This window comes from Caulobacter sp. FWC26, assembly GCF_002742645.2.
In the GTDB taxonomy this organism is placed as follows: domain Bacteria; phylum Pseudomonadota; class Alphaproteobacteria; order Caulobacterales; family Caulobacteraceae; genus Caulobacter.
The window spans coordinates 865,626-886,811 of record NZ_CP033875.1 but is presented as its reverse complement, the minus strand read 5'-3'; the positions used below and the strand labels follow the sequence as shown (position 1 = coordinate 886,811).

Below are 21,186 nucleotides of genomic sequence, written 5' to 3'. Positions count from 1 at the left end.
GTGCGTTGTCACCTTAACGACTCCGCAAGGGCGCACGGGGCAAGTTGGCGGCCCCGAGCCGTTGACGAAGCGCCGCATGGAAACGCTTTCCCGTCTGATCGATCCTGTCGCGCCGATCGCATCGGCGACGCCGAGCGCGGCCGTGGCTGCGATGTTCGACGCCGATCCGACGCTCGCCGCGCTGCCCGTGGTCGAAAACGACATGCCCGTGGGCCTCGTTTATCGGGACGTTCTGCAGGGCATGATGCGCGTGGCTGGCGCCGATCTCGCCGAGCGGCCCATCGCCGAGATCATGGACACCGCACCGCGCAAGGTTCTGATCGACACCAACGCCGACGCGTTCGTAAATTCCCTTGCCGACAGCCCGACGCCGATCTTTCGCACCGCCTATGTCGCCGTCGACGCCGACGGGCGCTACGCGGGCGTCGGCGGACTGGGCTCACTCCTGACATCGCATCGCCGGCGCCAGCGCGAGGCCAACGACGCCATGGCGATGGTGGAGCGCATGGCTGTCGATATTGGCGCCCATCTGGACGGCGTGCTGGCAATCACCGAGCGCCTTGAGCAACAACGCCTGACACCCGACGCCGCAGCCTTCGTGCGCGCCATCGGCGACACCAGCCGCGACATGAGCGCGACGGTCGGCCGCGCGGTGGATCTGCATCGTTCGGTCCATGGCGGACTATCCCTGTCCTCCAACCCGACCCGTCTCCGCGATCTAGCCGACGCGGTCGAAGCGCGCTGGGCCCATCGGGCGCAGGAGGGCGGCTCGACCCTGCTGGTGTCCTACGACGGCGAACCCGAGTGCGGCGTCCAGGTGGACGGCGAGCGCCTACTTCAGGTCATCGACATCCTCATCGAGAATGCGCTATCGGCCGGGCGCGGCATGACCGAAGTTCGCCTCACCGGGCGGGGCGAAGGCGAACGGATCACGCTGGACTGCCAGTTGCGCGACAACGCCGGCGGACTAGCCGAAGACCGTCTGGCCCGCGTCAGCGATCCCTTGGGCGAGGTCGGCGCGCAGGACCGTAGCGAAATGGCGTTGGGCGTAGGCATGGCGCTAGCCCGGAAGGTCATCGGCGCCATGGGCGGTCAACTGGTCGCCGAAGCCAATCGGGGGGCGGGTCTTACGGTCGGCTTCAGTCTGTCCCTGGAAGCCGCCGCCGCCGAGGCGGCCGCGCAAGACGCGCCCGAAACAGCAGGCGGACGCGCGGCGCACATTCTCATCGTCGACGACAACGCGACGAACCGGATGGTCGCCGAAGCGCTTTGCGACATGTTCGACTGCACCTCCGAACAGGCCGTCGATGGCCTGGAGGCCGTGGAGATGGCCAAGGGCGGTCGCTACGACCTGATCCTGATGGACATCAAGATGCCACGCATGGACGGCGTCGCGGCGACGCGCGCGATCCGCGAGTTGGGAGGACGGTGCGGCTCGGCCCCGATCGTGGCCCTCACCGCCAACGCCGACCCGGCCGACGTGCAGACCTACCTCGCTGCGGGCATGCAGGACGTGGTCGAGAAACCGATCAAGCCCGAGCGCCTCGCCATGGTGCTGAACGCTCTGCTCGCGGACGAAGACGCCGAAGCGGCCGCGTAGAGCCTTGCGCGTCAAAACGGAATCGTTTGACGCGATAACAAGGCTCTAGAGTAAACACCAGAGCGTGACCCGTGCCGAAGCCGGCTCCCACTTTCGGCGTCACGCTCTAGACCGCGAGCTTCCGCCACAGTTTTCTTTCCGACGAACTGACCTTAGCTTGCGGACGGTAGCGTACGGAGCAAGGCGTGCTGACGACGGCGGAACAACAGGCTTGGGCGTTCTTGAGCCAGGCCCCACATCTGCGCACGGCGGAAGATGTTGAGATCGCGTTCGCGCAAGCCATCGCCGCCTTCGGGTATGACAAGTTCTGCGCCACGCTGGTCAACGCCGAGCACTACGGCAAGGAACCGCCCACGCTGAGCCGCCAGGACTTCGAGGTCTGGGACCAGCGCTATTGGGGCCAGCGCTACGTCGTCCATGATCCCTGCGTGAAGCTGCTGCTGCGCTCGCCGCGCTCCTTCGCCTGGACGGACGCCAAGCCCATCGGCGACAGTCGTGCACAATCGATGTGGGGCGAGGCCTCGGACCTGGGCATGAACGACGGCTATGTCGTCCGGGTCTTCGGGCCCGCCGGCCAGGAGGTGCTGATACGGATGTCGACGGAGGCCCCGGACACCGATCCGGCCGCGCGCGCCGTGATCGAAAGCCTCGCCACCGTGTTCGGCACCATCATGCTCAAGCACTGGGAACTGCAGGACGACAATCCAGACTACGGCGTCATCTCCGAGCGGCAGGCCCAATGCCTCTACTGGGCCAGTCGCGGCAAGACCGACTGGGAGATCGGCGCCATCCTCGAGCTGTCGCCCCGAACGGTGCATCACCATGTCGAGGCGGCCAAGAAGCGCCTGGGCGTCGTCAAGCGCCAGGAAGCGGTGCTGAAGGCCGGTGAACTGGGCTTGTTCAGCAAGCTCTAGATTAGAACTTGCGTCGCCCAGTCACAGTCTCGAACCAAAGCCGGAAATCGCCCATCAAGCTGTAGACCGGATACTTGAAGGTCGCCGGACGGTTCTTTTCGAACACGAAGTGACCGACCCAGGCGAAGCCGTAGCCGGTCAGCGGCGCAGCGACGAAGAAGCGCCAATCCAGCCCCAATCCCAGAACCAAGAAGACGATCACCAGACTCGTACCCACCACGTGCAGGCGTCGGCTGACAGGATGGGCGTGCTCGGAAATGTAGAACGGATAGAACGCCGCAAAGCTCTGGTGGCGCTCGGCGACGCGGGTGGAGGGGGCGCTGTCCATAACGGCTAGGCTGCGCCCTCCCCGGATCCATGGCAAGCGCCTCGCACGTTCGGGCGCATAGGCCGTTTGGCCTATCGGCGGCCGGGGCCCCGCCGGGCCTTAATGCCTCCAGTTCACAGCTCTGGGGCAGGCCATGATCCACATCATCACGTCCGAAAATCGTCACCTCTACGGACCCCAGCTCTGGGCGATGCACGAGGAACGCCGCAAGCAGTGCGTCGAGAAGTCCGGCTGGGTGGATCTTGTGGTGCTGGATGGCGGCGAGGTCGACGACTACGACGATCATCGAGCCATCTATCTGCTCGGATTCAACGCCGAGATGCAGCTCGAGGTCGGCCTGCGCCTGCGTCCGACCGACGATCGCTGCATGCTGGCCGACAAGTTCGCCCATCTCATCGCGCCCGGCGAGACGCCCAAGAAGGGCGCCGACGTGTGGGAGGCCACGCGCCTGTTCACCACGGAGGCTTACCGCCGGCGCAAGGGTCCCGGCCGAGGCGAGCGCGTGTTCGAGTGCTGGGCCGCCGCGTTCGAACTGGCCCTCCGCCACGGCGTGACGCGCTTCGTGGGGATGATCGACATGCAGCTTTATCCCGGCATCCTCAACTCCCCGATCGACACGCGCCTGGTCGGGATCCCCCGACCGTATCCGCATGGCGTGGTGGCCGGCTCGGAGATCGCGATCTCGCAGGGTTTGCTAGATCGTGTTCTGGAGGCCATCGGCCGCGAGTCGCCCGTCGGATACGAAGTGGACAGCCTGGACTTGATGGCCTTCGGCGATCTCGCGGCGGTCCAACGCCAGGTCACGCGCGCGATGACTCCGCAACTGGTCACAGGCGCTGAGCGGGACGAGGTCCTGGCCGCCGAAACCCTGTATCGCCTGCACGACAACACGGGCCGAGCCCGGCGAATCTGGGACAGCCGCTCAGCCTCCATGCCCGAGGTGAGAACTCTGAACGCCTAAGGTCGAGGCCGCCCGCACTCGCGCGAAGCGGGCGCTGATCAAGTTCTGGTTGGCGGCGAATCGTCTTTCCGACCGTTAGCTTCCGAACCAGGGAAGGAAGCGCCACCATCGCGACGTAACGCCGCGCCAGGGGCGCTTGGCTTTCACCAACGCAACGGTCGTGCCATGTTCTCGGGACAACCGTTGGAGGCGGAAGAAAAGATGAGCGAAGAAACCGAAGGCCGTCGCCCCAACCCCGTGGACCTGCATGTGGGCGGACGTGTTCGCATGCGCCGGAAGCTCTTGGGCGTGAGCCAGGAGCAATTGGCTGATTCCCTGGGGCTGACCTTCCAGCAAGTTCAGAAGTACGAGCGCGGCGCCAACCGCGTCAGCGCCAGCAAGCTTTACGAGATCGCCAAGACCCTTCAGGTCCCGGTGTCGTTTTTCTTTGACGGCCTGGCTGATCCGATGAGCGGCGCCGAGGTCGATGACGCCAGCCTGCGCGCCGAGAAGGTGGTCCAGGAGTTCCTGACGACCCCGGAAGGCTTGGAACTGGCCGAAGTTTTCCCGCGCATCGGTCGTGGTCGCGTCCGGCGCCAAGTGCTGGATCTCGTCCGCGCCATGGCTGACGAGGCGTCGCGCGACCAAGCCTAAGCCTGGTTACCATTAGCCGGCCCTGCACTAAAAAGGAGAGCTTCGATCTGAGGATCGGAGCTCTCTTTTTTTGCGCCTCTACCCTGCCGACGCCTCGGATCGCGAAGCGCTCCAGATACGCTTGGCGGTGCCCGCCGCCGCCGGCGCCAGGCCGCGCAGGTCATAGGTTCGCATGATCTTGAGGCCCAGTTCGCGATCCCGTTGCCACACGACCGACGCGTCATGCGCCAGGCCCGCGACGAGATCTACGAGCTGAATCTGCCCCGCAGGGGCCGCCCCCGTCAGCATCTGAACCCGCGCGCCCTGGCTGGAAAGATCCCGGATCACGCAATCCCATGCAAAGGCGCCGCACAGGATCTTGCCGGACCTCTGAGTCTGGATGCGGACGGCCGTCCTTCGATCATGTTCCGCGTCCGACGCGCGCCTCGTCATGAGGGGATAAACGCACGTCGCGGTTAATCGGCCGTGCAGATGTAAGATTTTTGCAGGAAAGGTTAACGCGCTTCCCCCTGCGGGAGTGACTGCGCGGTGTCTGACACAGACCTGTGCGCCTCGGTCGCCTAGCCTAGGCGCGCTCGGTGATCTTCAAGGGCTCAAGCGCCATCGACAGGTCGGCCAGGATGTCGGCGACATCCTCAAGGCCCACGGACAGACGGACCATGCCCTCCCCGATGCCCGCAGCGGCGCGTTCCTCAGGGGTGTAGGGCGAGTGGGTCATGCTGGCCGGATGCTGGATCAGCGTTTCGGCGTCGCCCAGCGACACCGCGCGGCGGATCAGTTCCAGTCGGTTCATCATCGCGACCCCCGCCGCATGCCCCCCCTTCAGCTCGAACGCCATCATGCCGCCGCCCGAAGCCATCTGTCGCGAGGCCAGGTCCCGCTGCGGGAAGCTCTGCAGGCCAGGATAGAAGACCTGCGACACGGCTGGGTGCTCTTCCAGCCACCGCGCCACGACCTGAGCGCTCTGGCTATGACGCGCCATGCGCAGCGACAGCGTCTTGAGGCCCCGAAGGACCAGGAAGGCGGTGAACGGCGACATCACCGCGCCGGTCATGTCCTTCACGCCACATAGGCGCACGCGGGCCATGTCCTCGACGCCGCCAGCGGCCAAGCCGCCGACCAGATCACCGTGGCCGCCCAGATACTTGGTCGCCGAATGCACGACGATGTCGGCGCCCAGCGCTAAGGGCCGCGTCAGGCAGGGCGTCGCATAGGTGTTGTCGACCACCACCTTGGCGCCCGCGCCGTGGGCGATCCGCGTGATCGCGGCGATGTCGACCAGACGCATGTTCGGATTGGCCGGCGTCTCGAAATAGACAATCCGGGTCTGGTCAGTGATAGCGGCCGCCAGCGCCTCAGGCTGGGTCATGTCGACCTGCTTCACCGTCACGCCGAACCGCGTGAGCCCGTCACGCAGGAACGCGAAGGTGCAGCCGTAGAGGGTCTGGTCCGTGATGACCTCGTCGCCGGCCCGCAGAAAGCTCCACAGGGTCGCGGTGATCGCCCCCATGCCGGAAGCCGTGGCGACCGCCGCCTCGGCGCCTTCCAGGCTGGCGAGGCGGCGCTCCAGAAGGTCGGTCGTCGGGTTGGAGATGCGCGAGTAGAAGTGCCCCGGCCGAGTTCCGGCGAACATCTCGCCGCCCGCCTCGGCGCTCTCGAAGGCGAAGGTCGAGGTCAGGTGCAGCGGCGGGGTCAACGCGCCCTGCTCCTCGGCGGGATCATAGCCCGCATGGATCGCCCGCGTGGAAAAGCCGGTCTGGTCGTCGCGCATGTGCCGCTCCCTTTGACGCCACTGTGGCGCAGAGCGCAGCGCCTGGAATTGCGAAATCTGCCATACTGAGCTTTCATATTGGCAGATTCTGCTCAGGAGACCGCCGTGGACGCCAAGGATCGCCAGATTATCCGCGAACTCCAGAAGGACGGCCGCCTCACCAATCAGGAGCTGGCCGAACGGGTTAACCTGTCGCCCTCGCCTTGCCTGAGGCGGGTTCGCAACCTCGAGGCGGAGGGTGTGATCACCGGCTATACCGCCTTGGTCGATCAGAAAGCCTACGGCCTGCCCATCACCGTCTTTGTTCGGGTGCGTCTGGATCGCCATGGACAGGATTTGATCAAGGGGTTCGAGGCGGCGGTGGCGCGGATCGACCAGATCCTCGACTGCTTCCTGCTGGCGGGAGGCGACGACTACCTGCTGCGGGTCATCGTCGACAGCCTGGAGGCCTATGAGGATTTCATGCGCCGCAAGCTGCACGCCATTCCCGGCATCGCCTCGATCGACACCAGCTTCGCCTACGGGGTGGTCAAGCAGACCCGGGTGTTTCCGGTGGCGGGTTGAAATCGCCGAAGGCGTCACGGGCCTGAGGCGGAACCGCCGCTTTGTTGTCGCATGAATCGCGCATACGGCGGCGCGGAGACCTTTCCGACCATGCGCCTCCTGACGACGACCCTCGCCTTGCTCCTCGCCGCCGCCACACCGGCGGGGGCCGCCACGTTCCGTGATCGGCTCTACAATCCCGCCGCCGGGGTGATGGTCGTGGCCCATCGCGGTTGCCATGCCGCCGCTCCGGACCAGGGCTTCGCGTCGACCGCGCCAGAAAATTCGTTGGAGGCCTTGCAGCGCTGCATCGACCTCGGCGTCGATATGGTCGAGACCGATGTGCGCCGCACCAAGGATGGCGCACTGGTGATCATGCATGATCCTAGCGTTGATCGGACGACCGATGGCGACGGCCCTGTGTCCAAGCTGACCCTGGCCCAATTCCAAGCGCTCCGGCTCAAGGGCGGAAACGAAGCGCCACCGACGCTGGAGGCCTTCCTGCGCGCCGCGCGGGGCCGCGTCATGGTGACCCTGCACTTGAAGGGTCCGTTCGCCGCCCAGGCGGCCGATGTCGCGCGCGACGTCGACGCTAGCGAATGGGTGTTATTCAAGGCCAGGGCGAAGGAGGGCATGTCTCCCATCGTCGATCAGCCGCTTTATCGAGACGTCGCCTTCATGCCGATGGTCGGCGAAAGGGCTGCGCGCCATTCGAGGCAGCTGGGCGAGGTCATCACCCGGCAGGCTTCGGGGACCCGCCCGATTGCGGCGGTCGAAACGCGCGGCCTGCGGGCGAAAGGCTTCGCTGCGGTTCGCGACGCGGCGGGAGCCGCTCGCGTTCGTGTCTGGATCAACACCCTGGGCATGAGCAGCTGGAAGAGCTTCGTGGGCCTCGCCGGCGACCGGCGCGCGTTGCGCGATCCGGACGTCTCTTGGGGTCGCCTGATCGACCAGGGCGCCAGCATCATTCAGACCGATCACCCCGCGCGTCTTCTGGCTTATCTGAAAAGCCGCCGCCTGCGCGAGGGCGTCAGCGTTGCGACCGTGGACGCGTCCTCGTCTTCCACCACGCACGCAGCCCTGGCCCCCGCCCGATAAAGGCGACCAAGCGGGCAGCGCGAGCTGCAGCGGTTTCGACATTGATTTTCTAGGAAAATTCAGTCCGTCCTGGTGGCGGGGGGCGGGATCGAACCGCCGACCTGTGGGTTATGAATCCACCGCTCTAACCATCTGAGCTACCCAGCCATAGCCAGGACGGAGGGGGGGTCATACGCCCAAGCGCGCTTCGCATCAAGTCCGGGATGTCATTCCGTCCAGCGCAGCTTCCAAGCGACGTTTGAGTTCATCCGGGCTGTACTGGGTCAACACCAGGCGCCGCGCCGCTCCGGCCAGGCGCCGCGCGGTGTCGCGATCGCTGATCAGTTCGGCGAGAGCCTCGGCCAGACGGTCCGGATCGTCGTCGGGCACGAGCCGGCCATCGACGCCGTCGGTCAGAATCTCCAGAGGGCCTTCGATCTCGCTGGCCACAACCGGCAGGCCCACGGACATCGCCTCAAGCAGGGTCAGTGGAAAGCCTTCCTGGTGCGACGGAAAGGCGAACAGGTCGCCCGTCGCGAGAAAGCCTTGAACATCCTCGGTCCAGCCCTTCAGTGTGACGCAGGATTCCAGGTCGAGCTCGCGGATCAAGCCCTCCAGCCCGGCGCGCGCATCGCCCTCCCCGGCGATTTCGCACGTCACCTCATAGTCCCAGGCACGCAGTTTTGCGATCGCGTGGATCAGGATGTCGAAGCCCTTCTTGGGATGCAGCCGTCCGGCGGCCACGATGCGGACCGGCCCATCGCCTCTCGTAAACGGAGCGGCTTCGGCCCGAGGCGGCTGAACGGCGTTGGGGACGAACCAGACGTGGTCCTCCGGCGCGCCGCGCGCGATGGCCAGGGCCGCCAGATGCTGGCCGACGCACACATAATGCGCGCCCGGTGTAAGGTCGAAGGAGGGCTTATGCAGGCAGACGGCGCGAACCACGTCCGCCGGCGCGACCTTGTCGAACACCCGCGCCGGGCGCTGGCCGTGGCTGAGGATCAGCGATGGACGAAGGCGCTTGACCAACGCACGGGCGGCGCCGACGGTGATTGGATCCCAGTCCGTCAGCGCGGGCATTACCTCGAGCGGCGGCGTCCGGCTCGCCTGAGCCGCCGCAACCTTGCCGCCCTTGCGCACCACGCCGACACACTGGCCGCCGCGTCGCACGGCCCAGGCCTCAAGGATCGGCTGGTAGTCGAGGAAAACCTGCTCAAGACCGCCCAGGCCCTTGCCCAGCATGGCGTGCAGGATGGTGGTCAAGGCGAACTCCGGGAGGCTTACGGGCCGCGACCATCGTGGCGCACGTCCGCCGTGTCAACGCGGGAGCTTGGGCTGGCGATCCGCTTGCGGTGGAAGGCCAGCGTCAGGCGGTCCGAGCCAGCCGCTCGGCCACCGTCTCGCCGATCGCCAGCGAGCTGGTGAGGCCCGGACTTTCGATGCCGAACAGGGCCATCAGGCCGGCAAGACCGTGATCTTCCACGCCCTGCAACTGGAAGTCGGGCTGTGGTTCATCAGGACCATGCAGCTTGGGCCTTACCCCAGCATAGTCAGGGACCAGCTTGTCGGCGGGCAGGCCGGGCCAGAACTTACGGATATAGGCGGCGAAAGCGTCGGCCTTGGCGGGGTCGATCGAATAGTCCGGGGCGGCGACGTACTCCAGATCCGGGCCGAACACCGCCTGACCGCCCATGTCGTTACGATAGTGCGTTCCCAGCGCCCCGTGGATCGGCGGCGGGTAGATCAGACGCTGGAACGGCGCTCTGCCGGCCAGCCGGAAATAGACGCCCTTGCCAAAGTGAGCTTTCGGGATCCCCTCGGCGGGAAAGCCCTCGATCCGCGCCGCAACCGCCTGTGATGACAGACCCGGCGCTGTGACCAGCAGCCGGCAGGTCAGGTCGGTCGGTTCCGCGCCACCGGCGCGAGCTCGGAATCCGCCGCCGGCCAGAGGCGTGGCGGCCTCGAACGGCGTCGACACCACCACCGCCCCGCCTGCGGCTTCGATCTCACCCTGCAAGGCCAGCATGTAGTCGTGGCTAGCGAACACGCCGCTTTCGGGCGACAGCAGCGCCGCATGGGCGTTGAGGCCAGGCTCCAGCGCCCGCGCCTGCGCGCCGGTCAGGCGCTCCATGCCTTCGACATCATTGGCCAGGGCTTGGTCCCAGATGGCGTCCAGCCGCGCGATCTCGTCCTCGGAGGTCGCCACCACCAGCTTGCCGCACTTCTTGTAGGGAACCTTATGGGCGTCGCAGAAGGCGTACAGCGCCCGTCGCCCCTGGACGCACAGTTTCGCCTTCAGTGAGCCGGTCGGATAGTAGAGCCCGCCGTGAATGACCTCGGAATTGCGAGACGATACACCCTCGCCGATGCGGCTCTGCTCCTCGAGGACCGCAACCACCAGCCCGCGCCGGGCAAGGGCGTAGCCGCAGGCCAGCCCCACCGCACCGGCGCCCACCACCACCGCGTCAAAATCGAAATCGCTCATGCGCCCACCTTAGACGAGGCGATCCGATCCGCCAGTCGCGACGACCCCGCCCTTATTGACAGCGCTAACAGGCAAGGCATGGTCTGGCGGCTCGACGCCCAGACGTCGCACCCGGGGGGAATGAGAAGATGGACGGCACGCCGGCCGCGCCTGCGCGCAATCTGCTGATCGACACGCTGCGGGCCTTCGCCCTGATCGGCGTCTACATGGTCCACATGTTCGAGCAGTACGAGATCTACTGGGCCGCGCCGAACCAGAACCTGACCCACACGATCTTCACCACCTTCTTCATGGGCAAGGCGTTCAGCCTGCTGACCCTGTGCTTTGGCCTCAGCTTCTTCCTGCTGATGGACAAGGCCGATCGGCGGGGGACCAATTTCTCGGGCCGGTTCGCCTGGCGGATGGTGGTGCTGGCCCTGATCGGCCTGGCCCATAGCCTCGTCTATCGCGGCGACATCCTGATGGTGCTGGCGCCGCTGGGCCTGCTGCTGATCCCGTTCTATCGGGCAAGCAACAAGGTGATCCTGGCGGTCGCGGCGATCCTGCTGGCCCAGCCCCTGCTGGCCTTCCAGATCATCAGCGCCGCGACGGGCGCGACCTGGGCCAACGCCGCGCCGCATCACTGGGGCGACACCGGCCCGGCCTTCTACCGCACCGCGCCGCTGGAGCAGATGCTGACCTGGAACGTCTGGCAGGGTCAGAGCTTCAAGTGGTGGTTCTTCATCGAGACGGGCCGTCTCTTCCAGATCCTGGCCCTGTTCCTGATCGGCCTGAGCCTGGGCCGCGCCGGGGTGTTCGACGCGCCGGAACGGTTCGTCCGCCAGCGCCGCCGCGCCTTGGTCGCGCTGACCGTGGTCGCGCTCTTGGCCCGCTTTGGCCAAGCCCCACTGGCCGCCTTGCTGCCCGACGCGACCGCCGCCCCGATGGCGCGCAAGCTGCTGGGCAACCTGATGGGCGGCTGGTTCGACGTTTCGGTGATGGGCGTCTATGTGCTTCTGATCGTCGAGGCCTATCAGGGCGTTGGCCGGAAGCTGCTGGAACGCCTGGCCCCGATGGGCCGGATGACCCTGACCTTCTATGTCCTGCAGTCGCTGATCTGGGTTCCGGTGTTCTACGGCTTTGGCCTGGGAGCCTGGAAATGGCTGCCGCAGGCAACGGCCTTATGGCTGGGCCTCGGCTTCCTGGTGATCCAGGGCGTGCTGGCGACCTTGTGGTTCAAGCGCTTCCACTACGGCCCGCTGGAGTGGCTCTGGCGCGCGGCGACCTATGGAACGGTGAAGGTGCCGTTTGTGCGGTGAGAGGCTGACGTTTGGGACGACGGCTTGGGGTCAGACTGCAGGCCCCCACCGGACCATGATTCGTATGGTCGTCCGCCCCCATAGGGGGCAGAAGGCCAGCACCCTTCTTCCCCCTCCGGGGGAGGAGCGCCGAAGGCGCGGAGGGGGCAAGTGTGGATCGAAAGCAGCCCCCAGCTTCCATCCACAGTCCGACCTTCCCGGCGAACGCCGGGATCCAGATCGAACCCACCTGCGGCTATCCGATAAGCGCCGTGTGATGGCGCATCATCCCCAGCCGCCCCGGATGAATCTGGGCCCCGGCGTTCGCCGGGAAGTCGGTCTATTGGATCGACGTCGCCCCTACCCCCACTGCGCCCACAGCTTCTCCTCGGCCGCCTTGGCGACCTTCACCGAGGCCTCCTTCACGTGACCGAAGCCGCGGATCTGCTGGGGGATCTCGGCGATCTTCACGGCCAGCGGCACGCTCTCCGGCGAAAGCCCCGCCGCGAGACGGTCCAGACCGGTCTCGTAGGACGCGATCAGGCCGCGCTCCATGCGCCGCTCCTCGGTCTTGCCGAAGATGTCGAGCGCCGTGCCGCGCAGGCCCTTCAGCTTGGCCAGCATCGGGAAGGCCAGGTCCAGCATCCAGCCGCCGAAGGCGATCTTCTTGGGCTTGCCGTCGGCGGCCTTGGGGGCCAGCAGCGGCGGGGCCAGCCACACCTTGGCCTTGCCGCCCTTGAAGGTACCCGCCAGCTCGGCCGCGAAACGGCCGTCGGTATAGAGGCGCGCGACCTCGTACTCGTCCTTGTAGGCCATCAGCTTGTAGAGGTTCACCGCCGCCGCGCGGGTCAGCGGCAGGGCGCCGTCCTCGCCGGACACGGCGGTTTCGGCGCTGCGGACCTTGGCCACCTTGTCCGCATAGCGCTGGGCGTAGGCGGCGTTCTGATAGGCCGTCAGCTGAGCGATGCGGTGGGCGATCAGAGCGTCCAACGGCATGGTCTCGGGCGTCGGGGTGGCGTCTTCCTTGACCTTCAGGGTCGACGGATCGTGGGCCACCCGGCGACCCAGCTCGAAGGCCTGGAGGTTGGCCTCGGCGTCGACGCCGTTCAGCTTGATCGCCCGATAGACCGCGCGGCTGGACAGCGGGATCACGCCGCGCTGCCAGGCGAAGCCCACCATGATCATGTTGGCGTAGATGGCGTCGCCGAACTCGGTCTCAGCCAAACGCTGGGCCGGGCAGGCGTCGAAGGTCCGGGTCGCGCCCTTCACGCGGCGCGCCATGGCCCCGCTGTCGAAGCGCACGTCGCGGCTGGTGACGAAGTCGGCCGTGGGCGCAAAGTCGCTGTTGCCGAAGGCGCGCGTGCGGTCCTTGGCGTAAAGGGACAGGCCCTCGGGGCTGGCTGCCACGAGAAGATCACAAGCGATCAGCACATCGGTGCTGGCGGCAGGCACGCGGCCGCCGACGATCGTCTCCTCGGTCTCGCCGATCTTGACGTGGCTGAACACCGAGCCGCCCTTTTGGGCCAGACCCGTCATGTCGACCACGCTGCCGGCGCGGCCGTCGATGTGGGCGGCCATGGCCAGGATCGAGGCGACCGTGGTGACGCCCGTCCCGCCCACGCCCGTGAACAAGATCTTGCGCACGCCGGTCAGCGGCTCGAACTCGGGCAGCGGCGTCGACTCGGCGGTCAGGGCCGCAGGGGTCTTCTTGGACTGGGCGCTTTCGGCGCCTTCCAGGGTGATGAACGAGGGGCAGAAGCCCTCGACGCAGGAGTAGTCCTGGTTACAGGACGACTGGTTGATCTTGCGCTTGCGGCCAAACTCGGTGGCCAGCGGCTCGACCGACACGCAGTTGGACTTCACCGAGCAGTCGCCGCAACCCTCGCAGACCAGCGGGTTGATGAAGACCCGCTGGGTCGCCTTGGGCATCGAGCCGCGCTTGCGGCGACGGCGCTTCTCGGTGGCGCAGGTCTGATCATACAGAAGCACCGTGGTCCCGGGCGTCTCGCGCAGCATCTCCTGCACACGCATCAGGTCCGAGCGCGGAAAGATCTCGACGCCCGGCGCCAGATCGTTGACGCCCTCGTAGCGCTTGAGGTCATCGACGACGATGACGGTCTTCTTGACGCCCTCGGCCGCCAGTTGGCGGGTGATCTGGGCGGGGGTGAAGCCGCTCTCGGCGCGCTGGCCGCCGGTCATGGCGACGGCGTCGTTATAGAGCAGCTTGTAGGTGATGTTGGTCCCGGCCGCGACGGCGCCGCGAATGGCCAAGGAACCCGAGTGGTTGTAGGTGCCGTCGCCCAGGTTCTGGAACACGTGCTTTTCGCGGGTGAACGGCGCGGCGCCCACCCAGGTCAGACCCTCGCCGCCCATGTGGGTGTTGAGGTCGGTCATCGGGTCGTTGAACCCGGCCATGTAGTGGCAGCCGATGCCGGCCAGAGCGCGCGAGCCCTCGGGCAGCTTGGTCGAGGTGTTGTGCGGACAGCCCGAGCAGAAGAACGGCTTGCGGGCCTGGTCGGCGGCGAGGCTGACGGCGGCGACGCCGGCGGCGCTGACGCGGTTCAGATAGGCCTGCGCCCGCTCCATGTGCGGCCCTTGAGGCAGGCGGTCATAGATGGCGAGCGCGATTTCGGCGACCGACAGCGAGCCCAGCTCCGACAACAGCGGGCCGCCCTTCTCGTCGGTCTTGCCGATCACGCGCGGCCGCGCCTGGGCGGGAAGATCGTAGAGCGCGGCGCGGGCTTGCGGTTCGATCAGGGCGCGCTTGTGCTCGATGACCATCAGGGTCTCGAGGCCGGCGGCGAAGGCGCGCAGGCCCAGCGGCTCCAGCGGCCAGGGCATGCCGACCTTATAGATCGAAACGCCCAGGTCGGCGGCTTCCTGCAAGGTCATGCCCATGGCCGTGAAGGCCTCCAGCACGTCTTTATAGGCCTGCCCCTGGCAAACGATGCCGAGGCGCGCCTTGCCGACCTTCACATGCGAGGCGCCCAGCACCACGCGGTCGATATGGTTGGCGCGCGCGAAGGCCAACGCCGCCGGGATCTTGTGGAGCCGCATGCGCCGCTCCTTCTCCATCGGCTGGTCCTTCTGGCGGATGCCCAGGCCGCCTGGCGGGAACGCGAACTCGGGGACCACGATCTGGTGGCGGTCCAGCGAGACGTCGATGGTCACGCCGGAGTCCATGGTGTCGGCCAGGGCGATCATGCCCGTCCACAGGCCCGAGAACCGCGACATCGAAATGCCGAGCAGGCCGTAGTCGAGCACCTCTTGCACGTCGGCCGGCGACAGCACCGGCATCTCGAAGTCCTGGAAGGCGAATTCCGATTGCGACGGGAGGGTCGAGCTCTTGCAGGCGTGGTCGTCGCCAGCCACCGCCAGGACCCCGCCGGTCGGGAAGGTCCCGGCGAAGTTGGCGTGCTTGAAGACATCGCCGGTGCGGTCGACGCCGGGCGCCTTGCCGTACCACATGCCGAACACGCCATCATAAAGCGCGCCCGGGAACAGGTTGGCCTGCTGGCTGCCCCAGACGGCGGTCGCGGCGAGGTCTTCGTTCAGGCCTTCCTGGAAGACGACATCATGCGCGGTGAGAAGCTTCTTGATGCGCGCGGCCTGCTGGTCGAGCCCGCCCAAGGGCGACCCGCGATAGCCCGACAGGTAGCCGCCCGTGTTCAACCCCGCCTTGCGGTCGAGGCGCTTGCGATCCAGCAAGACGCGGAGAAGGGCCTGCACGCCGGTGATGAAGGCGCGACCATCTTCGAGCACATATTTGTCGTCGAGAGTGACTTCCGAGTGCCGCATGGCAAAAATTTTCCTCCCGGGTCTTCTCGCCCGCTACGCAATATCTTATAGAAGCGCGGAAAATGTTTGCCCAAGGCGTGCCCGACTCAGGGGCGCTTTGCGCAAAATCAAAGCGCCAACGCCCTCTGGGGGGAGGAATTTCTTGTCCGAACAACTCGACGCCGTGGATGCCAAGATTCTGGATCTGATCCAACACGACGCCGGACTGTCCGTCGCGGAGATCGCCGAACGCGTCGGTCTGTCGTCCAGCCCCTGCTGGCGCCGGATCAAGCGCCTGGAAGACGCCGGCGTGATCCAGCGCCGCGTCACCATTCTGGACCGTGAAAAGCTGGGCCTGGGCTTCGAGGTGTACTGCACCGTGAAGCTTTCGCTGCCGACCAAGGAAAACCTCGACACCTTCGAACAGGCAGTCGGCAAGTGGGCCGAGGTCGTCCAGTGCGCCACCGTGACCGGCGCGGCCGACTACGAAATGCGGATCGTCACCCGCGACATGCGCGCCTTCGACGAGTTCCTGCGCGACAAGCTGCTGTCGCTGGGCCTGGTGTCGAACATCGAAAGCCGCATCGTGATCCGGGGCGTCAAGAACTCCACCGCCGTGCCGCTGGGCCTGATCAGCCCGTATGTCAGCCCTCTGAGCTGAGGCGAAAGTCGCTTTCCCGCCTTGTGGGGAGCGACAGCGCCGCCGCTTTTATCCAAGCACCGACCATAACTCCCCGCTAAACTCCGCGCCACCTCACCGCCGGAGTTCCCATGATCGATCTCGTCTTCGACGCCCGCCGCAAAGACCTCGGCAACTTCGAGGTCGGGCGTGTGCTGCCGTTTCACGCGCATCGTATGGTCGGTCCATTCACCTTCCTGGACCACATGGGCCCGGCGGCGTTCGACCCCGGCTTCGCCAAGAGCGCCGACGTGCGCCCGCACCCGCATATCGGCCTTTCGACCTTGACCTATCTGTTCGAGGGCGAGATCACTCACCGCGACAGCGTGGGCTCGCTGGCCGTGATCAAGCCGAACGAGGTCAACTGGATGACCGCCGGCTCGGGCATCACCCACTCCGAACGCTTCGAGGGGCTGCGCGAGCGCGGCGGCCGCATGGACGGCATGCAGGCCTGGGTCGCCCTGCCCAAAGAGTTCGAGGAAGTCGCGCCCAGCTTCACCCATCACGAGGGCTCGGCCGATCTGCCCTATTATGAAAGCGGGGGGCTGAAGGCCCGGCTGATCGCCGGCGAGGCGTTCGGCGCCAAGTCGACCGTGCCGGTGTTTTCCCCGCTCTTTTATGTGCACTGGGAACTGGAGCCCGGTGTCACCGCCGCGCTTCCGGCTGAATATCCCGAGCGGGCCGCCTACATCGCTGCGGGCCGCGTCGAGGTCGATGGCCGAGAGCTCGGCGAAGCCCAGATGGCCGTGTTCGCTCCGGGGGAGACGATCGTCTTCAAGGCCCTGGAGCGCTCTACGGTGATGCTCCTGGGCGGCGAGCCGGTGGGCCCGCGCTTTATCGAGTGGAATTTCGTCTCCTCGTCCAAGGACCGTATCGAACAGGCCAAGGCCGACTGGAAGGCCGGCCGCATGAAGCTGCCCGACCTCGACCACGACGAGTTCATCCCGCTGCCCGAAGGTCCGCCGCCGCCGGCCAACCCGATGTCGTGACAAGCTTGGCAACCCAATGGCGACGTTCGGATTACTCCCTTGCCCGGCGCTAGGCCGGGGCTGGGAGGAGACGCTGATGCGTATCGTAACGATCGCGGCCGTTGCCGCTATGGGCCTGACGTTGATGGCCTGCGAGAACAAGGCCGAGAAGGCCCAGGAGGCCACCGTCGAAAGCGCGGCCGCCGCCAGTCAGGCCGCTGCCGCGTCCCAGGCCGCGACCCAGGCGGCAAACGCAACGGCTGACGCCGCTGCAGCGGGAACCGAAGCGTCAATGGAAGCTGCAGGCGACGCCGCCGCCGCCGCTGGCAAGGCCGCCGAAAAGGCCGGTGACGCCGCCGAGAAGGCCGGCGAGAAGGCTAAGGACGCCGCCCACTAGGTTGCATCAGCCGCCGGTCGCTCCAAAGAGCGGCCGGCTACATCGTACGATGCTTGGCCTTTGTCGCCTCATCCAACCGCAGGAACCGCGCGGCATTGTTGTAGAGGATATCCCGCTTCTGTTCAGCAGACAGAAACGGAGCCTCCTCGATCACAGCGATCGAGCGCTCGATCGTTTCAGGCCATACCATCTGGTCGGAACCGAACATGATCCGCTCGCCGAAGCCCGCGTCCACCAGCGCCTGCAGGTAACGATAGAAGGCCGGGCGGGGCTGCGTGTAGACGATCACGCCGGTGTCCAAATAGACCTGCGGATGGGCGTAGAGCAGGGCCAGAGTGTCGTCGAGCATCGGAAAGCCGGCGTGCATGACGTTGACGCGCAACTTGGGATGCTTGACCAGCACATCCTCCAGCAACAGCGGACTGCTGAGCCGGGCGCGGTAGCCGGAGCCCGGGACGTAGGCCATGCCGGGCGGGCCGGGGCCGATATGGATCGCCACCGGCAAGTCGAGGGCCTCGGCGGTGGCCCAGAGGTTTTCCAGACGCGGATCGTTCGGCGCTATGCCCTCGTACTCGAAGCCCAGCTCGCCGATCACCGCCAGCTTGCCGGCCGCCTTGGCCTGAGCGAACTCCTCCAGCATCACCTTGGGCTTGCCTAACTCGGCGTCGGCCGGGATCAGGCCCGGGAGCACCCGGTCGGGGGCCAAGGCCTGCCACGCCATCACGCGCTTGTAGGAACCGCTGACGACCCCGATGATGTTGCGCTTCCGCATGATCGCCAGGGTCTTGTCGCGGATCTCATCCTCGCTGGTCGGCGACCAGATCGGGTCGGCGCAAGTCGGGTGCTTGAACATCCCCATAAGGCCGTCCGTCCAGGGCTGGCGCTGATCCCAGGTCGGCATGGGATTGATCGGCGTGCACATGGCCAGAGGCGGCGGACCCTGACTGTCGGCGGGCAAGGCATGCAGGTGCATGTCGATGATCGGGTCGGCCGCGCGGGCCGGAGCGGCTAACAGAGCGGCGCCAGCAAGCGCCATTAGTATGGATCTGAATCGCATCGTTCCCCCGAGAAGGCGCACGCGGATCGCGCTCCGATATGGAGAAACGCCGTTCGACGACCGATCACCAATGAAACTGAATCGCGCGCCACAGTAAATCCCGCCGGAGACGACGTGGACATCCGCATACAGACGCGCCAGCCTAACCATCACCGCCTTGACCCCGCCGCGCGCACGCCCGATGACATGCCCATGACCGACACCGCCTTCGCCGACTTCGTTCGTGGCCTGCCCAAGGCCGAGCTGCATATGCACATCGAGGGCAGCCTCGAGCCCGAGCTGATGTTCGAGCTGGCCAAGCGCAACGGGATCACCCTGCCCTTCGCCTCGGTGGAGGAAATCCGCGCGGCCTACGATTTCTCGAACCTGCAGGACTTCCTGGACATCTATTACCAGGGCGCCGGGGTGCTGATTACGGAGGCCGACTTCAAGGATCTGGCGCTCGCTTACTTCAAGCGGTTGGCGGCCGACGGCGGAACCCACGCCGAGATTTTCTTCGATCCGCAGACCCATACCGACCGGGGTATCGCCCTCGACACCGTCATGAAGGGCCTGCTGGCCGGCATGGACGAGGCCGAGAAAACCCTGGGCGTCACCTCCAAGCTGATCCTTTGCTTCCTCCGCCACCTCTCCGAGGAGGCTGCGTTCGCAACCCTCGAGCAGGCCAAGCCCTGGCTCTCGCACCTGGCGGGCGTGGGTCTCGACAGCTCCGAAGTCGGCCATCCGCCGGCCAAGTTCGCTCGGGTGCTGCAAGCCTCGCGCGACTTGGGGCTCAAGGTCGTGGCGCACGCCGGCGAAGAGGGCCCGCCCGAGTATGTCTGGGAAGCCATCGATCTGGTGAAGGTCGACCGGATCGACCACGGCAACCGCGCCCTGGAGGATGAGACCCTGACCGCGCGTCTCGTGAAGGACGGGATCACTCTGACCGTCTGCCCGCTCTCGAACCTGAAACTCTGCGGCGTGCCGAGCCTGGATGTGCATCCGCTCAAGCGCATGCTGAACCTGGGCCTGAAGGCCACGGTGAACTCGGACGATCCTGCCTATTTCGGCGGCTATCTGCTGGAAAACTATCTGGCGACCGCGAACGCCGTGGGCCTGACCCGCGACGACGTCGTCACCCTGGCCAAGAACAGCTTCGCCGGCTCGTTCCTCACCGACGCCGAGAAGGCCGAGCGGATCGCGAAGGTCGAGGCCTACGCGGCGGCGCACTAGCCGATGGCCGTCGTCGCCGCCCAGGCCTACGTCGCCGGCAAGCCGGTCCGGGCTCTCGGCTTCGAAACGCCCGAAAGCCTTGCGCCGCGCGATGGCGAGTTCATCTGGATCGGCCTTGTCGATCCGGACGAAGCCGAGCTTCGGACCCTGCAGGCGGTGTTCGGCCTGCACCCGCTGGCGGTTGAGGACGCGCTGAACGCCCGACAGACACCCAAGGTCGATGTCTATGGCGACCAGCTGTTCGTGGTCGCCAAGACCGCCCATCTGGAAGGCGATCATATCGGCTATGGCGAAACGGACTTTTTCGTCGGCCGCCAGCATCTGATCACCGTGCGCCACGGCTCAGCGCGGGCGCATACCGAGCTCCGCGCCCAACTTGAAGCCGCTCCCGGCCTTCTGGCGCATGGCGTCGACTATGTATTGCACGCGGTGCTCGACTTCATCGTCGACGGCTACATGCCGATCGTCGACCAGATCGAGGAAGACCTTCAGGCCTTCGAACGACGCGCGCTGGACGCCTTTCTGACCCGCGCCGAGATCGCCCGCATCTTCAATCTCCGCCGCACCCTGATGAAGTTCAAGAAACTGCTGGGTCCGATGGCGCAGGTGACCAGCGCGCTCGAGCATCACGATCTGCCCTGCATCGACACCGAAGTCCGCGCCTATTTCCGCGACGTCCGCGACCACATCCAGCGCACTGAGATCCTCGTCGACGGTCTGCGTGAAGTGCTGACCTCCGTGTTCGAAATCGCCAGCCTGCTGGAGCAGCAGCGCCAGGGGGTTATCACCCGCCAGCTCGCCGCCTGGGCCGCGATCCTGGCGGTGCCCACCGCCATCGCCGGCGTCTATGGGATGAACTTCGAGCACATGCCCGAGCTCAAGTGGGCCTATGGCTATCCGACGGTGCTGGCCGGGATCGCGGTGATCTGCGGCCTTCTGTATAGGCGTTTCAAGCGGGTGGGCTGGCTCTAGGCGGCCTCGCAAACCTCGATGATCTCGTGATGCCGCGCGGCGTCGATCCCGTCGCGCTGCTCTTGGGCCAGCCGGCTCTTGTCGCCCTCTGGCAGCATAAGGCTCGGCCGCTCATCGGGGGACTGGAACTGGATCAACAGGCGCGTGCCCAATGTCGTGCCAGGATAGGGCGCCAGCCTGTTGGCCAGCTTGGCCGGATGCGGCGGCTCTTCGCGCCCGTCCTCCTCGTAAAGCTCAAGATAGCGCTGGAACACGTCAGCATCGACCTCGGCCCACGCGCCCCAGCCGAAATAGTCGTCCTCGCCCTTCAACGGCACGGGTAGAATGCAGCGAATGAAGTAGCGATCGCCCCATTGGCAGAGGTCGTCGTCGTAACGCACCTGCGCGTCTAGTTCGGCCTCCGGCAAGGCGAAGACCTCGTCGGGAAGGGCAAAGCCCCAGTCTAGGGAAAGCGGCTCTGGTGGGGCCTCAGCCATCGGACCTCTCGGCGTGAAAACGACGCGCCGATGCTTAGGACAAGTGGGCTCCTGCCTCC

General features: G+C 66.3%; 21 protein-coding genes and 1 tRNA gene. 12 read left to right on the top strand and 10 right to left on the bottom strand.

What is annotated here, in order from left to right; genetic code table 11:
• The first annotated feature begins 76 nt into the window (after window positions 1–76).
• Together CSW63_RS05725 and CSW63_RS05720 are read left to right on the top strand one after the other, a co-directional pair.
• On the top strand, window positions 77–1,600 hold the full coding sequence (locus tag CSW63_RS05725) for a response regulator (RefSeq protein ID WP_062099221.1): 1,524 nt from the start codon (window positions 77–79) through the stop codon (window positions 1,598–1,600).
• Window positions 1,601–1,785: 185 nt separating this feature from the next.
• Window positions 1,786–2,514: a LuxR family transcriptional regulator gene (locus CSW63_RS05720; RefSeq protein WP_062094540.1), complete on the top strand. Its 729-nt coding sequence runs from the start codon at window positions 1,786–1,788 to the stop codon at window positions 2,512–2,514.
• 1 nt (window position 2,515) lies between these two features.
• Here CSW63_RS05720 and CSW63_RS05715 read toward each other — a convergent pair whose 3' ends face one another.
• A complete protein-coding gene (locus CSW63_RS05715; protein WP_062094538.1) occupies window positions 2,516–2,842 on the bottom strand; it encodes an Mpo1-like protein in 327 nt (108 codons plus the stop codon).
• Window positions 2,843–2,975: 133 nt separating this feature from the next.
• Between CSW63_RS05715 and CSW63_RS05710 the strand changes: the two genes are divergently transcribed.
• On the top strand, window positions 2,976–3,803 hold the full coding sequence (locus CSW63_RS05710; protein ID WP_099502727.1) for an acyl-homoserine-lactone synthase: 828 nt from the start codon (window positions 2,976–2,978) through the stop codon (window positions 3,801–3,803).
• Between the two features lie 201 nt (window positions 3,804–4,004).
• On the top strand, window positions 4,005–4,436 hold the full coding sequence (locus tag CSW63_RS05705; RefSeq protein ID WP_062094542.1) for a helix-turn-helix domain-containing protein: 432 nt from the start codon (window positions 4,005–4,007) through the stop codon (window positions 4,434–4,436).
• A gap of 78 nt (window positions 4,437–4,514) precedes the next feature.
• Here the strand turns inward: CSW63_RS05705 and CSW63_RS05700 are convergent, their stop codons facing one another.
• Together CSW63_RS05700 and CSW63_RS05695 are read right to left on the bottom strand one after the other, a co-directional pair.
• Window positions 4,515–4,868 carry a PilZ domain-containing protein gene (locus CSW63_RS05700; RefSeq protein WP_062094534.1) on the bottom strand — a complete coding sequence of 118 codons (354 nt, stop codon included), beginning with the start codon at window positions 4,866–4,868 and terminating at the stop codon, window positions 4,515–4,517.
• Between the two features lie 133 nt (window positions 4,869–5,001).
• Complete coding sequence (locus CSW63_RS05695) at window positions 5,002–6,207, bottom strand: methionine gamma-lyase (RefSeq protein ID WP_062094532.1); 1,206 nt, start codon at window positions 6,205–6,207, stop codon at window positions 5,002–5,004.
• Window positions 6,208–6,312: 105 nt separating this feature from the next.
• On the opposite strand from CSW63_RS05695, the gene CSW63_RS05690 reads away from it, so the two are divergent.
• Window positions 6,313–6,771: an Lrp/AsnC family transcriptional regulator gene (locus tag CSW63_RS05690; protein ID WP_062094531.1), complete on the top strand. Its 459-nt coding sequence runs from the start codon at window positions 6,313–6,315 to the stop codon at window positions 6,769–6,771.
• Window positions 6,772–6,785: 14 nt separating this feature from the next.
• Here the strand turns inward: CSW63_RS05690 and CSW63_RS05685 are convergent, their stop codons facing one another.
• A complete protein-coding gene (locus CSW63_RS05685; protein WP_099503918.1) occupies window positions 6,786–6,926 on the bottom strand; it encodes a hypothetical protein in 141 nt (46 codons plus the stop codon).
• Here CSW63_RS05685 and CSW63_RS05680 point away from each other — a divergent pair.
• Window positions 6,862–7,848 carry a glycerophosphodiester phosphodiesterase family protein gene (locus CSW63_RS05680; RefSeq protein WP_062094529.1) on the top strand — a complete coding sequence of 329 codons (987 nt, stop codon included), beginning with the start codon at window positions 6,862–6,864 and terminating at the stop codon, window positions 7,846–7,848. The two genes, CSW63_RS05685 and CSW63_RS05680, sit on opposite strands and share 65 nt — an antisense overlap.
• Window positions 7,849–7,918: 70 nt before the next feature.
• On the opposite strand, the gene CSW63_RS05675 is transcribed toward CSW63_RS05680, so the two are convergent.
• From CSW63_RS05675 to CSW63_RS05665, 3 genes are all read right to left on the bottom strand, one after another.
• Window positions 7,919–7,995, bottom strand: a tRNA-Met gene (locus CSW63_RS05675).
• A 45-nt stretch (window positions 7,996–8,040) separates the two neighbouring features.
• Window positions 8,041–9,090 (bottom strand): glycosyltransferase, encoded by a 1,050-nt coding sequence (locus tag CSW63_RS05670; RefSeq protein ID WP_062096141.1) that lies wholly within the window; start codon window positions 9,088–9,090, stop codon window positions 8,041–8,043.
• A gap of 103 nt (window positions 9,091–9,193) precedes the next feature.
• Window positions 9,194–10,312 carry an NAD(P)/FAD-dependent oxidoreductase gene (locus CSW63_RS05665; RefSeq protein ID WP_062096143.1) on the bottom strand — a complete coding sequence of 373 codons (1,119 nt, stop codon included), beginning with the start codon at window positions 10,310–10,312 and terminating at the stop codon, window positions 9,194–9,196.
• A gap of 128 nt (window positions 10,313–10,440) precedes the next feature.
• Here CSW63_RS05665 and CSW63_RS05660 point away from each other — a divergent pair, with 128 nt between their 5' ends.
• Entirely contained in the window at window positions 10,441–11,610 is a 1,170-nt protein-coding gene (locus CSW63_RS05660; RefSeq protein WP_062096145.1) for a DUF418 domain-containing protein, read from the top strand.
• A 339-nt stretch (window positions 11,611–11,949) separates the two neighbouring features.
• On the opposite strand, the gene CSW63_RS05655 is transcribed toward CSW63_RS05660, so the two are convergent.
• Window positions 11,950–15,387, bottom strand: a complete 3,438-nt coding sequence (locus CSW63_RS05655) for an indolepyruvate ferredoxin oxidoreductase family protein (RefSeq protein WP_062096147.1) — start codon at window positions 15,385–15,387, stop codon at window positions 11,950–11,952.
• 142 nt (window positions 15,388–15,529) lie between these two features.
• Between CSW63_RS05655 and CSW63_RS05650 the strand changes: the two genes are divergently transcribed.
• From CSW63_RS05650 to CSW63_RS05640, 3 genes are all read left to right on the top strand, one after another.
• Window positions 15,530–16,027, top strand: a complete 498-nt coding sequence (locus tag CSW63_RS05650) for an Lrp/AsnC family transcriptional regulator (RefSeq protein ID WP_062096149.1) — start codon at window positions 15,530–15,532, stop codon at window positions 16,025–16,027.
• Window positions 16,028–16,137: 110 nt separating this feature from the next.
• Window positions 16,138–17,034, top strand: coding sequence for a pirin family protein (locus CSW63_RS05645; protein WP_062096151.1), 897 nt, complete (start codon window positions 16,138–16,140; stop codon window positions 17,032–17,034).
• 76 nt (window positions 17,035–17,110) lie between these two features.
• Complete coding sequence (locus CSW63_RS05640) at window positions 17,111–17,410, top strand: hypothetical protein (RefSeq protein ID WP_062096153.1); 300 nt, start codon at window positions 17,111–17,113, stop codon at window positions 17,408–17,410.
• A 37-nt stretch (window positions 17,411–17,447) separates the two neighbouring features.
• Here the strand turns inward: CSW63_RS05640 and CSW63_RS05635 are convergent, their stop codons facing one another.
• A complete protein-coding gene (locus CSW63_RS05635) occupies window positions 17,448–18,467 on the bottom strand; it encodes an amidohydrolase family protein (RefSeq protein ID WP_062096155.1) in 1,020 nt (339 codons plus the stop codon).
• 186 nt (window positions 18,468–18,653) lie between these two features.
• Here CSW63_RS05635 and CSW63_RS05630 point away from each other — a divergent pair, with 186 nt between their 5' ends.
• Window positions 18,654–19,679: an adenosine deaminase gene (locus CSW63_RS05630; protein WP_369797863.1), complete on the top strand. Its 1,026-nt coding sequence runs from the start codon at window positions 18,654–18,656 to the stop codon at window positions 19,677–19,679.
• Between the two features lie 3 nt (window positions 19,680–19,682).
• Window positions 19,683–20,651, top strand: coding sequence for a magnesium/cobalt transporter CorA (gene corA / locus CSW63_RS05625; RefSeq protein WP_062096157.1), 969 nt, complete (start codon window positions 19,683–19,685; stop codon window positions 20,649–20,651).
• Here corA and CSW63_RS05620 read toward each other — a convergent pair.
• On the bottom strand, window positions 20,648–21,127 hold the full coding sequence (locus CSW63_RS05620; protein ID WP_062096158.1) for a DUF2199 domain-containing protein: 480 nt from the start codon (window positions 21,125–21,127) through the stop codon (window positions 20,648–20,650). The genes corA and CSW63_RS05620 overlap by 4 nt on opposite strands.
• Window positions 21,128–21,186 lie beyond the last annotated feature (59 nt).